General features: G+C 35.1%; 14 protein-coding genes. 6 read left to right on the top strand and 8 right to left on the bottom strand.

Going from position 1 to position 12808, the window contains the following annotated elements; translation table 11 throughout:
• Window positions 1-10: 10 nt before the first annotated feature.
• Window positions 11-670 carry a class I SAM-dependent methyltransferase gene (locus DR017_RS00715; RefSeq protein ID WP_002679128.1) on the bottom strand — a complete coding sequence of 220 codons (660 nt, stop codon included), beginning with the start codon at window positions 668-670 and terminating at the stop codon, window positions 11-13.
• 144 nt (window positions 671-814) lie between these two features.
• Between DR017_RS00715 and DR017_RS00710 the strand changes: the two genes are divergently transcribed.
• Complete coding sequence (locus tag DR017_RS00710) at window positions 815-1561, top strand: electron transfer flavoprotein subunit beta/FixA family protein (RefSeq protein ID WP_002678950.1); 747 nt, start codon at window positions 815-817, stop codon at window positions 1559-1561.
• Window positions 1562-1567: 6 nt separating this feature from the next.
• Complete coding sequence (locus DR017_RS00705) at window positions 1568-2518, top strand: electron transfer flavoprotein subunit alpha/FixB family protein (protein ID WP_002679145.1); 951 nt, start codon at window positions 1568-1570, stop codon at window positions 2516-2518.
• Between the two features lie 80 nt (window positions 2519-2598).
• Here the strand turns inward: DR017_RS00705 and mnmE are convergent, their stop codons facing one another.
• Window positions 2599-4014 carry a tRNA uridine-5-carboxymethylaminomethyl(34) synthesis GTPase MnmE gene (gene mnmE / locus DR017_RS00700; protein WP_002679083.1) on the bottom strand — a complete coding sequence of 472 codons (1416 nt, stop codon included), beginning with the start codon at window positions 4012-4014 and terminating at the stop codon, window positions 2599-2601.
• 241 nt (window positions 4015-4255) lie between these two features.
• Here mnmE and rplS point away from each other — a divergent pair, with 241 nt between their 5' ends.
• The 3 genes from rplS to DR017_RS00685 all read left to right on the top strand — a co-directional run bounded on the left by rplS (window position 4256) and on the right by DR017_RS00685 (window position 6494).
• The gene (gene rplS / locus DR017_RS00695) at window positions 4256-4603 is read left to right on the top strand and encodes a 50S ribosomal protein L19 (protein WP_002678925.1); all 348 of its coding nucleotides are present in this window, start codon (window positions 4256-4258) and stop codon (window positions 4601-4603) included.
• Between the two features lie 105 nt (window positions 4604-4708).
• Complete coding sequence (locus DR017_RS00690) at window positions 4709-6037, top strand: exonuclease domain-containing protein (RefSeq protein ID WP_002679069.1); 1329 nt, start codon at window positions 4709-4711, stop codon at window positions 6035-6037.
• Window positions 6030-6494: a hypothetical protein gene (locus DR017_RS00685; protein ID WP_002679179.1), complete on the top strand. Its 465-nt coding sequence runs from the start codon at window positions 6030-6032 to the stop codon at window positions 6492-6494. Before DR017_RS00690 ends, DR017_RS00685 begins: the two co-directional genes overlap by 8 nt.
• Here the strand turns inward: DR017_RS00685 and hemW are convergent.
• From hemW to DR017_RS00655, 6 genes are all read right to left on the bottom strand, one after another.
• Window positions 6468-7619, bottom strand: coding sequence for a radical SAM family heme chaperone HemW (hemW, locus tag DR017_RS00680; RefSeq protein WP_081450863.1), 1152 nt, complete (start codon window positions 7617-7619; stop codon window positions 6468-6470). The two genes, DR017_RS00685 and hemW, sit on opposite strands and share 27 nt — an antisense overlap.
• A gap of 14 nt (window positions 7620-7633) precedes the next feature.
• The gene (gene ruvC / locus DR017_RS00675) at window positions 7634-8179 is read right to left on the bottom strand and encodes a crossover junction endodeoxyribonuclease RuvC (protein ID WP_002678957.1); all 546 of its coding nucleotides are present in this window, start codon (window positions 8177-8179) and stop codon (window positions 7634-7636) included.
• A 13-nt stretch (window positions 8180-8192) separates the two neighbouring features.
• Entirely contained in the window at window positions 8193-8726 is a 534-nt protein-coding gene (locus DR017_RS00670) for a hypothetical protein (protein WP_002679099.1), read from the bottom strand.
• 157 nt (window positions 8727-8883) lie between these two features.
• Window positions 8884-9783 (bottom strand): Ppx/GppA phosphatase family protein, encoded by a 900-nt coding sequence (locus DR017_RS00665; protein WP_002678932.1) that lies wholly within the window; start codon window positions 9781-9783, stop codon window positions 8884-8886.
• Window positions 9784-9790: 7 nt separating this feature from the next.
• Complete coding sequence (gene pdxA / locus DR017_RS00660) at window positions 9791-10849, bottom strand: 4-hydroxythreonine-4-phosphate dehydrogenase PdxA (protein ID WP_002679087.1); 1059 nt, start codon at window positions 10847-10849, stop codon at window positions 9791-9793.
• Between the two features lie 24 nt (window positions 10850-10873).
• Complete coding sequence (locus DR017_RS00655) at window positions 10874-11785, bottom strand: leucine-rich repeat domain-containing protein (protein ID WP_002679185.1); 912 nt, start codon at window positions 11783-11785, stop codon at window positions 10874-10876.
• A gap of 66 nt (window positions 11786-11851) precedes the next feature.
• On the opposite strand from DR017_RS00655, the gene DR017_RS00650 reads away from it, so the two are divergent.
• Complete coding sequence (locus DR017_RS00650) at window positions 11852-12751, top strand: GYDIA family GHMP kinase (RefSeq protein ID WP_002679032.1); 900 nt, start codon at window positions 11852-11854, stop codon at window positions 12749-12751.
• The last annotated feature ends 57 nt before the right edge of the window (window positions 12752-12808 follow it).

The raw sequence follows: 12808 nt of genomic DNA, 5'->3' as shown, positions 1-12808 counted from the left end.
GATATTTTTTCTACTTATCACCTATTACCACCCAATATTTTCGTTGGATATTTTTGCCTTTTGCTGAAACAAGAGTTTCTTCAAAAGGCAATTTTGTTATATGTTCAAAACCAGCTGCTTTAAGTATTTCAGCTACTTCTTCAGCAGTATAAAACCTAAAACCTTCCTGTGCAAAAGGCGCTTTCTCTCCTGTACTTTTATCTATAAAACCAATCGCTACTTTACCTTGTGAATTGAGTAAAGCGTGAATCTTTTTGTAATAATATAATGGGTTTTCTAAAAAATAAAGAGTATTTACTGAAAAACATACATCAAAAGAATAATCAAAATTAGGGAGCTCATCAGCAGCTACTTCTAAAAAATGTACTTTTTGTAGACCAACTAAAACGTTGTTGTACTCAGTTGCTTCAGTTATCATTGCGGAAGAAGTTTCTACTCCTATATATTGTAGGGAACTTTCCTTTTTAAATAAATATGGGAGATGTTTGCCATTACCAAAACCTATCTCTAAAACTTTTTGATGAGGTTGCAGTGCTAAACAATCAATAGTACAATTTATCATAGCACTATTGGAAGCAAAAATAAAATCGCCTACTTCTTTGGCGTAGTCTCCTTCAGGATAACGAAATAGTTGTCCTAATAGGCGCATATCAGTAATGGGAGGAGTCATTATTTCTTATAGTATTTCAATTAATTAGAACGGCAAAATTACGATTTTTTGTATAATAATTTGTGTAGTTAGTAAAAACATAGTACTTTTACGCCTTTAAAATTAAAACATTAAGTTCAATTTAATCCTATTATCTATAAGATTATGAAGATATTAGTATGTATCAGTAGTGTTCCCGACACTACTTCTAAAATAAACTTTACGGAAGATAACAAACAGTTTAACCCTTCAGGGGTACAGTTTATTATCAATCCTAATGATGAGTTTTGCCTCACTAAAGCTATTATGCTTAAAGAACAATTAGGGGCAAATGTTACCCTTGTGAATGTGGGAACACAAGAAACAGAACCAGTACTAAGAAAAGCTTCAGCTATAGGAGCTGACGATATCATTCGTATAGATGCCGCCCCTACTGATGCTTTTTTTGTAGCTACTCAACTTGCAAGAGTTGCCAAAGAAGGTAATTATGACCTTATCATTACTGGTAAGGAATCTATTGACTACAATGGAGGAATGGTAGGAGGTTATTTATCTTCGCTTTTAAATCTTCCTTTTATAAACAAATGTATAGGTTTAGAAATTGAAGGCAACAAAGTAACTGCCCAACGAGAAATAGATGGCGGCAGAGAAAAACTAACTGCTACACTTCCTTTGGTAATTGCAGGGCAAAAAGGTCTTACTCAAGAGAAAGATCTCCGCATCCCCAATATGCGTAACTTAATGGCAGCACGCACTAAAGCAATCACGGTATTACCTGCTGAGGCTACCGATGTGAGGGTAACAACTGTAGGATTTGAGAAACTTCCTGCAAAACAACCTGTGAAAATAGTATCTGCCGATGATTTAGATACCCTTATTGATTTATTACATAACGAAGCAAAAGTAATTTAATTAAAAATGTCAGTACTCATATATATAGATTCCGAAAATGGAAAAGTGAAAAAAAGCGCTTTTGAAGTAGCTACTTATGCTCGTGCAATTGCCGATAAACAACAAACAAAAGTAGTAGCTGTAACTATAAATGTACCTCAACCTGAAGTATTAGCTGCTTATGGGGTAAATAAAGTGCTTAGCATTACCAATGACCAACTACAACATATTTCTGCCAATACACTTAATCATCTATTGCAACAAGCAGTAGCAAAAGAAAGTAGTACGATAGTGGTATTTAGCACTTCTTCACAAGCCAAAGAAGTAGCTCCTTTATTAGCTAATAGCTTGCAAGCGGGGTATGTATCTAATGTCATTTCTTTACCTACTGAAGATTTTATTGTAAAAAGTAATGTGTTCTCAAACAAAGCGATTAGTCTTAGTCAAATCAATACCCCTATAAAAATATTAGGATTAGCTCCTAATGCTTTTAAAACAGAAGAAAAAAATGTTGAACTTACAGTAGAACCTTTTGCTCCTACACTTCCTGATAGTGATTGGGGGATACAAGTAATCACTACAGAGAAAACCTCGGGTAAAGTGTCGTTAGACGATGCTACTATAGTGGTTTCAGGAGGAAGAGGGTTGAAAGCTGCCGAGAATTGGCAGATAGTGGAAGGACTTGCTGAAGTATTAGGTGCAGCAACCGCTTGTTCTAAACCTGTTGCTGATATGGGATGGCGACCTCATTCTGAACACGTAGGACAAACGGGTAAACCTGTAGCGCCTAATCTCTATATAGCTATAGGTATTTCAGGAGCTATACAGCACTTGGCAGGCGTAAATGCCTCTAAAGTGAAATTAGTTATCAATTCTGATCCTGAAGCACCTTTTTTCAAAGCTGCCGATTATGGTGTTGTAGGTGATGCTTTTGAGGTAGTTCCTAAACTCATTGAAAAACTTAAAGCAAGACAATAACAAATAGCACAAACATTATAAACTTTGCCAAAGGTTTCTGTCAGTACAGTTCGCACCTTTGGCAAAGTTTTTATTTTCACTTATTTCCCGATACAGAAGCGGGAAAATATGTTTCCTAAAACCTCCTCATTACTTACTTCTCCAGTGATACTGCCCAAATGATAGAGTGTTTCGCGTATATCAATAGCTAATAAATCACCCGATAAATGCATTTGCATTCCTTCTTCTACTTTTTCAATAGCTTGTAAGGCATTGGAAAGAGCTTCGTAATGGCGGATATTCGTTACTACAGTTGCTTTGCCAATATGACTAAGCGTTTGGGCATAATCAGCGAGAAATCTTTTTAACTCAGTGATGTTTTGCCCTTCTTTAGCTGATATTCTTAATAAAGTATCAGTATAGCCTTTGAGAGATTGTAGAATCTCATCATCAAAAGCAGTTGTTTCTTCTGGTGATAAGTCTGTTTTGTTGTGTAGTAAAACATATTTAGTACCCTCTCGGTAGTTTTCCTTTACAAAAGTAGTAATTTCACTCACTGTATTATCTTTGTCATCAAATAGAAATAATATCACTGAGGCTTTTTCTATTTTTTCTTTGGCTTTCTGTACCCCTATTGCTTCTATTTGATCTTGTGTGTCACGAATACCTGCAGTATCAATAAAACGAAAAGCAATACCTCCTATATGCAAGGTTTCTTCAATGGTATCACGAGTCGTGCCTGCAATATCCGATACAATAGCACGCTCTTCATTTAGTAAAGCATTTAGCAAGGTTGATTTGCCTGCATTGGGTTTTCCTACAATTGCCACTGGAATACCATTTTTCAAAACATTTCCTACTGAAAACGATTGGATAAGTGATGATAAAGTAGTTTTAATAGTTTTTAAAAGGCTTTTAAACTGACTTCTATCAGCAAATTCTACATCTTCTTCCGAAAAATCTAACTCAAGTTCTATTAGTGAGGCAAAATTGAGTAATTCTTGTCGTAATGCTTCTATTTCAGAAGTAAAGCCTCCACGCATTTGTTGCAAGGCTACTTGATGAGAGGCTTTACTATCAGAGGCAATTAGGTCGGCTACCGCTTCTGCTTGGTTGAGGGCTAACTTCCCATTTAAGAAAGCTCGTTTGGTAAATTCTCCAGCTTCAGCTAAACGAGTGCCATTGGCTAAACACAATTTAATAACTTCTTCTACAATGTAATTACTTCCGTGACAAGAAAACTCTACTACGGGTTCTCCGGTATATGATTTTGTACCTTTGAAAATAGTAGCTAAACATTCATCAATTACTTGATTTTTAGCTTCTAAAATTCCTAAATGTACTGTGTGAGAGGGAGCGTCAACTAAAGACTTTTTGCTGTAGCTCTTGAATATTTGGTCTGCAATTTCTATAGCATTTGCGCCTGATAATCGGATAACAGCAATGGCACCCATTCCTGAAGCAGTTGCTAAAGCAACAATAGTATCGCTATTATATATTGTATTTTTCTTATTCATAATAAGTGATATTTGTTTTTGATGTATAACAATCGGTTATAACTTCTTCAAGCAAATTTTATACCCTAAAAACAATAAAAAAGTTTATTAAAAAATATAACTATCATATTCGTTAGGCGACAAAAGTACGAAAAAACTTGCTAATTCAAAAAAAAATAGTACCTTTGCCCCCGATTTGGAGTAACCTCTGGCGAGAGTCGTGAATGTTACCCAATGATAACATAATTATTTTATATTTTTTATGGAACCATTATTAAAGTACGTACAAGACAACTTTATTGAGAAAAAAGAATTCCCCGAATTTTCAGCAGGTGATACTATCACTGTGTATTATGAAATCAAAGAGGGGGACAAAAAACGTACTCAGTTTTTTAAAGGTGTTGTAATACAACGCAAAGGTCACGGCGTAACTGCTACATTTACCATTCGCAAAATGTCTGGTACAGTAGGGGTAGAACGTATCTTCCCTATCAATATGCCTGCCCTTCAAAAAATTGAAGTAAACAAAAAAGGTAAAGTTAGACGTGCTCGCATCTATTACTTTAGAGGACTTACAGGTAAAAAAGCCCGTATTAAAGAAGTTCGCTAAAATAAAATTGATGAACAACATAAAAGCAAAGAGTAAAGTATGCCTTTCTCTTTGCTTTTTTTCATTTACTAATGAATAAATGTCTAATCCCTAACACTTAAACATTTGTACGCAATACTCGACATAGAAACTACGGGAGGTAAATACGATGAAGAAGGTATTACCGAAATTGCTATTTATCAATTTGATGGACATACTATTACCGATCAGTTTATCTCTCTTATCAATCCCGAACGCCCTATACAAGACTATGTTACTAAACTTACAGGCATTAACAACAAGATGTTGCGCAATGCACCAAAGTTTTATGAGATAGCCAAACGCATAGTGGAAATTACAGAGGGGTGTATCATCGTTGGGCATAATGCTGCCTTTGATTATCGCATTTTACAAACTGAATTTCGCCGTTTAGGGTATGAGTACATCAAAACCACACTCTGTACAGTAGAACTTTCACAACAACTCATTCCTGATAAAGAATCGTATAGCTTAGGAAAATTAGTACGTTCTTTAGGTATCCCGATGAGTGAACGCCATCGTGCTTCGGGCGATGCTATGGCTACCCTCAATCTTTTTAAATATTTACTTGAAAAAGACACTAAAAAGAGTATTATAACTGCTTCAGTGAAGAATGATGTGCGTTTAGAAATGGCTTCACGACACCTAAAAATACTCGATGCACTCCCTGAAACCTTAGGCGTATTCTATATCCACAACAAAGAAGGTAAAATTATCTATGTAGGAAAACATAAAAACATCAAAGGACGGGTGAACCAATTGCTCACCTCTCCCTCTAAACGCGATAGATATTTGCAACGCCATACTTATAAGGTAACTTATGAAGAAATGGGAAATGAACTCATTGCAACCCTTAAAGAATTAGAACTTATACAACTTAACAATCCTAAATGCAACAACCGGAGTATTGATAAATTAAAGAATATCAACTATATACTTACTTCTCATTACAACAAAAGAGGATACCTCTGTTTTTCTATAGAATTGTTGCAATCGCAAAACAATTTTATCACTACTTTTGAAACACTAAAAGAAGGATTGTTTTTTTTGAAGCGCATAGAAAAAGAATTTCAACTCAACGAAGTAGATTTCAATAACGAATCTCCTGAAATATATAATAAACGAGTTAAAGAGATTTTTGCTAAATACGGACTACAAAATGAAGATGTAGCAATTGTAGATAAAGGCAGAGTAGTAGGTGAAAAAAGTATGATTTTAGTAATAGATGGCAATATCAAAGGGTATGGATTTTTAAATCTGAACTACCAACTCACACAACGTTCTATTTTAGAAACCCTTATCACTCCTTTAGCTAACTCTTTACTCAACCAACACCTTTTACACTCTTATCTCCGCAAGAACTCCAAGGTGAAGGTACTCAAACTAAGCGAACAAAAACCTTATCATAATGAATAAACATTTTTTTATTACACTCTTAGGAACTGCTGTTTTGGCAAGTTGTAACTCAACGAACAATGAAAGTGCCACAGCATTAAAGGAATCGGCTGAAAAGATTTCAAAACTTACTGATTCTATAAAAAAGATTGACGAACAACGCCTTGAAGCATTGAATTTCAGTCTTGAAACTAATGAATTAGCACAACAATATTTTGAAGATTTAAAAATTGACAATCCTTCACAAATTGTTATAAATGCGCTAATGGAAATGAATGTAAAGGATCATAACCCTTATATCAAATCAGAGTCTAACGGCAAATTCTTATTTAATAAAATAAGAATACTCAATGAAAAATGGGTGATTTGTGAATTTACTGATGGTGAATTGTGGGGCGACCTACTTTTGGAATACCACATTGATGGCAACCAAAATGTTACCTTTAAAGCCTTAGATGAGGTCATCCACCCTAAATAAATCGGAAGCTATACCATCTGAAAGAAACTTACCCTTGTGCGTTACTTTCAGGTGGTTTTCTTCTATTGTTAAAAGCTCATCGGCAAGGTACTTCTGTGCTTGCTGTAATAAATATTGACGGTAATCATCCCCAAATACTATTCTCACTTCTTCTAAATCAATTCCTACAATCGTGCGTATACGTGTGATGATGAGTTCGTTATATCGGTTGTTGAGGGTAAGTTCTTCTTTTTCCTGAGGTAATATTCCCTGTTGTATCTGTTGTATATACTTAATGTTGTGAGCAATATTCCAACTGCGTTCTTTTCCATTAAAACTATGAGCTGAAGGACCTATTCCCATATAAGGTTTGCCAAACCAATACGCTGTGTTATTCTTACTAAAATACCCCTCTTTACCAAAATTTGAAAACTCATATTGTATAAACCCTTCTTTTTCAAGAGTGTCTATCAGTATTTGAAAGTGTGTATAGGCTTGCTCATCGTTTATAGGTGGTATTTTTCCCGTAGCTATAAACTTGTGCAAAGCTGTTTTTTCTTCAACTGTAAGAGCATAGGCTGAGATATGTGGAATATCAAAAGACAGCGCCTTATTGATATTTTCCTGCCAACGTTCCTTACTCATTTGAGGAATGCCATAAATTAAATCAATAGTGATGTTATCAAAATATTGTGGAGTTATCTGCAATAAAGTTTCTACTTGAGCTACACTATGTACTCTGTTCATCAATTGTAAGTCCTCTTCAAAAAACGATTGTACACCCAAACTTAACCTATTGATACCTAAAGAGCGCAATTGTTCTAACATTTGTTGGGGAGAGGAGTCTCTAAAAAAGTCATCAGGATTAGCTTCCAAGGTAATTTCGGCTGAGGGACTTACCTTGTAATATGTGAAGATTGTATGAAAAAGTTGTTGTAATTCGTCATACGAAAGGATACTGGGTGTCCCTCCTCCTAAGTAGACTGTTTGTAATTCACTATTTATAGCTTCATCCTTGCGCAAAATGAGTTCCTTACAAAGGGCATTCACCATTTCTCCTTTTCTTTTTAGAGTAGTTGAAAAATGGAAATCACAATAATGACAAGCACGCCTACAAAAAGGAATATGAATGTATAAGCTATACAAAGTGAAGTGTTTTTTTAACCTATACGGTCTTGGTTTTGTTTTACAAAAGCATCCCAACCACTATAGCTTTGCTGTTTTTGTGCCTTACCACCATTAAAAAAGTGACAAACAGCTACAGCTAATCCATCGGTTGCATCGAAGTGTTTGGGAAGTTCTTTTATGTTTAGAAGTTGTTGAAGCATTTTGGCTACTTGTTCCTTAGAAGCACTACCATTGCCCGTAATAGCCATTTTTACCTTTTTAGGTTCGTATTCAGTAATAGGAATTTGGCGCGATAAGCCTGCGGCCATTGCTACCCCTTGTGCTCGTCCTAATTTCAACATTGATTGTACATTTTTACCAAAGAAAGGTGCTTCAATAGCTAATTCATCGGGTTTGTAAGTGTCAATTAGTTCTAAAGTACGATTGAAAATCACACTTAGTTTTAAGTAGTGATTGCTGTATTTACTGAGTTGAAGTTCATTCAGTTGTAAGAGTTTCATAGTATCTCTTTCCACCTGAATAAGTCCAAAGCCCATAATAGTAGTACCAGGGTCGATACCTAAAATAATACGTTCCAAAAGCTACTACAGATTATTTAACGTTAATTTTAATAGGGAGTTCAAATTGAGTGCTCACATTTTGTCCGTTTTTAGTAGCAGGGGCAATGGCATCATTATCAGATAACATTGATAGATTAGCGCGCAAAGAATCTTCAAAACTTTCGTTTTCGGTACTGAGTAATTTTTTAGTTTTCTCATCAGCTTTAATATCTATGAGCACTATTTTTCCGATATTATCTACTTTTATGTTGAGAATAACACTATCTTTAATAGGTTCAGACACTTCGTAAGGGTCTTTTCGCAAGCGTTCTTCAAAGAGAGCTGCAAAAGTTTTCTCAAAGCATTCTTTTTGAGTAGGTTTAGTAGTAGCGGTATCGCATACCCCTTTAAAAATAGGGTAAGTATCTACGTCTTCTTTTATTACTTCATCAAATTTAATCTTAGCAAGAGAGTCTAATTTTTTTTGTAACTCAGCTTCTTTCTGTTCAGGAGTGAGTTGAGAACCATTCTTTTTGCAAGAAGCAAAGGCTAAGAATAAAGCTAAAAAACAAAAGTAAAATTTCATAATTGAATGTGTATTAAATGTTTTTAGGGCTCAAAAGTATTACAAAAAAATGATTTATAAAAATAAATCGTTTATTTTTTGAGGTTTTAAAGTGTAATTTACAGAGTAGTTAAATTTACAAACTACTGATAATAAGATAAATATAATTATTTTGAGCTTATTTTATAACGTTGTTTTCTTTGTTGTAAATAGTCCTTACGATACCATCGGCGAGACCAATACGAGGTACGTGAACAATCTCAGCTCCCGACCATTTCATTGCATTAGTGAATACAGTGAGAGCATAGAGGATTACGTCGGCGCGATCGGGATTGAATCCTAAGAGCCTAATGCGTTCTTCATAAGAAAAACCAGAAACATAGTTGTGATAATCGGTGAGATACTGATAGCTAAGAGGTTCACCTTCTTTACTATTAGAGTTCTTATGGATTTTATTGATATTTCCGCCAGAGCCTATGGCTTCTATATGTTCACAATCTTTAGTGTGTTTTTTTATCCATTTTTCAACATCTTCCCACGTTTTGTTGCTCACCTTGTTATCTAATAAACGCACTGTACCAATAGGGAATGAACGCGATTTTTTTACTTTTCCTTTAGAAAAAACAGTGAACTCAGTACTACCTCCTCCCACATCTATATACAGATAATCTTTATCTTTTTGTATCAAACTTGAAATATCGGTAGAAGCAATGATGCTCGCCTCTTCAGCGCCATCTATAATTTCAATGCGTACGCCAGTGCGTTTATAAACCTCATCGGCTACTTCTTGTCCATTAGTAGATTCACGCATTGCCGAAGTAGCACAAGCGCGATAATTTTCTACTTGATTTATTTTCATCAGCAAGCTAAAGGCTTGCATAGCATCAGCTAATCTATCAGTATTTTCAGGAGAGATAAGTCCATCTAAAAACACATCAGCTCCCAAACGGATAGGCACACGCACTAAGCTCGCTTTGGTGAATTTTGGAGCTTCATTAGGTTCTTCTAAAACGTTAGAGATGAGCAATCTCACCCCATTAGACCCTATGTCTATAGCTCCTAACTTTTTGATATTCATATTGTAATTATTTATCTTTATCAGCTTCTAAAGTACGTACTTTCAGAGGGTTTTTAGTTAGCTCGGCATATTCTTCCCGATTTCTGAATACATCTAAGGCAGTGTAAATAGAGTGGCGGAATGACTCAGGTTCGGCAATACCCTTACCTGCTATCTCGTAAGCAGTACCGTGATCGGGGGAAGTGCGTACTTTGCTAAGTCCAGCTGTGTAGTTCACACCACTGCCAAAAGCAATGGTTTTGAAAGCTATAAGCCCTTGGTCGTGATAAGGAGCAAGTATAGCATCGTAGTTGCGATAAGTTTGAGAACCAAAGAAACTATCGGCAGCAAAAGGACCAAAAACTAATATATTTTCATCGAAATACAGTTTTTTTAAGGCAGGACGTAGCACTTCATCATCTTCATTGCCAATAACCCCTTTGTCTCCACAATGAGGATTGATACCTAATACAGCTATTTTAGGGCGTTGCAAGCGGAAATCTTTGATGAGAGATTCATTTATCAAACGAGCTTTCTCCATAATGAGTGATTCGGTAATGAGAGAGGATACGTTTTTTAGAGGCACGTGATCTGTAAGTAATCCTACCTTTAAGTCTTCACTTACCATAAACATTAGGCTGGTACCATTGAGTTCTTTAGCTAAGTAATCAGTGTGACCAGGGAAATGAAAATTATCCGATTGGATGTTGTTTTTATTGATAGGAGCAGTTACTAATACATCAATTTCGTTATTTTTAAGGGCTTCTACAGCAGCTTGTAACGATAGGAAAGCATATTTTCCACCTTCTTCAGTTTCCTGACCAAAGGTAACTGTAGGAGTTTCTTTCCAGCAGTTGAGTACATTTAGTTTACCTTCAATGGCGGCATCTACACTATCGATACCTTGAAAATTAGCCATTGTATTGAAATGTTTCTTTTGGAAAGAAACTAATTTATTAGAAGCAAAAATAATAGGGGTACACAATTCCAATATTTGGTGGTCTTCAAAGGTTTTGAGGATAATCTCAAGCCCTATTCCATTCATATCACCAATGGAAATACCTACTTTTATCAGTTTATCTTTCATAAAAATTGAGATGTTTTTAGAGTATTATTCTTCTTTTTGATTGTAGAATACGGTTATTTTAGGTAGGCGTTTTTCTACTTCTTCATATTGTTGGGTAGTAAAATTACGGTTGTTTATATACAAAACCCCTTTCCATTGTACTTTTTCTACAGATTTTATAAATTGTTTAAAATCAAGCGGGTTGTTATTGATATTTACATAAGTTAAATGAGAATTTTCAGCTAATGCTTGAGGTAATTTAGTAAGATTGTTCGCATTGAAATATACGTTTTCCAAGTGTTGCAAACGCCCTATAGAAGCAGGAACTTCAGTAAGTGCAGCATTGCGCAAAGATAGTTCTTCGAGCAAAGGCAATTTGTCGAAATTATCAGGAAGAGTTTTGATTTTATTTTTAGTGTCGAACTGACTAATGATGAGTGATTTTAGTTTAGACAAAATAAATACTTGTTCAGGGAAAACAATTAATTCAGCTCCCTCAAACTTTAAATTTTCTAATTGTTGTAAGTTGATGAAAGAATTAGGAATTTCAGTAATAGGATTGTAGATGTCTATAGTTTGTAGAGCAGAAAAATGACCAATATTTTCGGGTAGTTTAGTGAGGTTATTGAGGCGTAATACTAATGTTTTTAGTGATTTATTTTCGGCACTCAATTCAGGAAAAGTAGGGATGCCCACTTCTTTTATTTCTAAATATTCTAATTGTTTTGCCTCGGTGAGTAGTTTTTTTAGCAAATTTTCATCTAATTGTACTTGGTCGTTACTATAAATCTTTACTTCTTTGAAATTAGCAAAGTTAGCTTTTGTCAATTCATCAACTGAGTTGATATTAAGTTCGTTACCATCGAAAGTGGCAATGTTTACTCGTATAGATTGTGCTTGAATAAACATAGGAATTGCGATGATAAAGGAGCATAAAAGTTGTTTTATTTTTTTCATTGTTTTACTTTTTATCTGTAAATAATTATTACTTTTGTACTTTCAGAGTGCAAAGATATAAAAAATATGAGAGTAACACAAACTTATTCTTTTCATAGCAATGGTAAATTGCTTATCACAGGTGAATACGCAGTGCTTGATGGGGCACTTGCTTTTGCTCTTCCTACCCGAAAAGGACAAACATTAGAAGTGACTGAAAATAATGAGCAAGGACGCTGGCAAGCCTTTGATAGCAATGGTAATTTGTGGTTTGATAGTGCTGTGCTTACAACAGATGATGACCAGAAAGTGGCTCAAACTCTACAAAAAATACTCACTACAGCTGCAGAACTCAATCCTGATTTTAAAGACAAATGGATACATTCACAAGTGCAGACGCATTTAGAATTTCCTCGTTTCTGGGGGTTAGGAACATCTTCTACACTTATCAATAATATAGCCCAATGGGCAGCGGTAAACCCGTATGAACTTCTTTTTAAGAGTTTTGGTGGTAGTGGTTATGATATTGCTTGTGCTAAGAGCCAAACACCCCTATTATATCGTCTTCAAGAGGACAAACCGCATAGTTACCCCTTGCGTTTTCTTTTCCCTCATACCCATCAAATTTACTTTGTTTATCTCAACCAAAAACAAAATAGCCGAGAAGGTATTGCACGCTATCGCTCAGTAAATAAAAGCAAACGCAAACTTGCTGAAAGCATTACACGCCTTACAGAACGCCTTTTATTAGTATATACCATAACCGATTTTTGTGCTATACTCAATGAACACGAAATGCTCATTAGTGAGTATCTGGGGATTCCTACAGTAAAAGAACGTCTTTTCCCTGATTATAAAGGTACAGTAAAGAGTTTAGGAGCTTGGGGGGGTGATTTTGTATTAGCTATTTCTAAAACTGAGGACACCCCAAATTATTTTTTATCTAAGGGGTTTGATATTTGTATTCCTTATGATGAGATGGTATGAGAAAGATAGTTTCTTTTAGATAAGATAATTTTTTGTACTTTTGTCCGCTGAAAATAC

Origin of the sequence: Capnocytophaga sputigena (genome assembly GCF_900446695.1) — a bacterium.
Taxonomy (GTDB): domain Bacteria; phylum Bacteroidota; class Bacteroidia; order Flavobacteriales; family Flavobacteriaceae; genus Capnocytophaga; species Capnocytophaga sputigena.
Note: the sequence above shows the minus strand (reverse complement) of the source record. Positions and strands in the feature narration are given on the sequence as shown.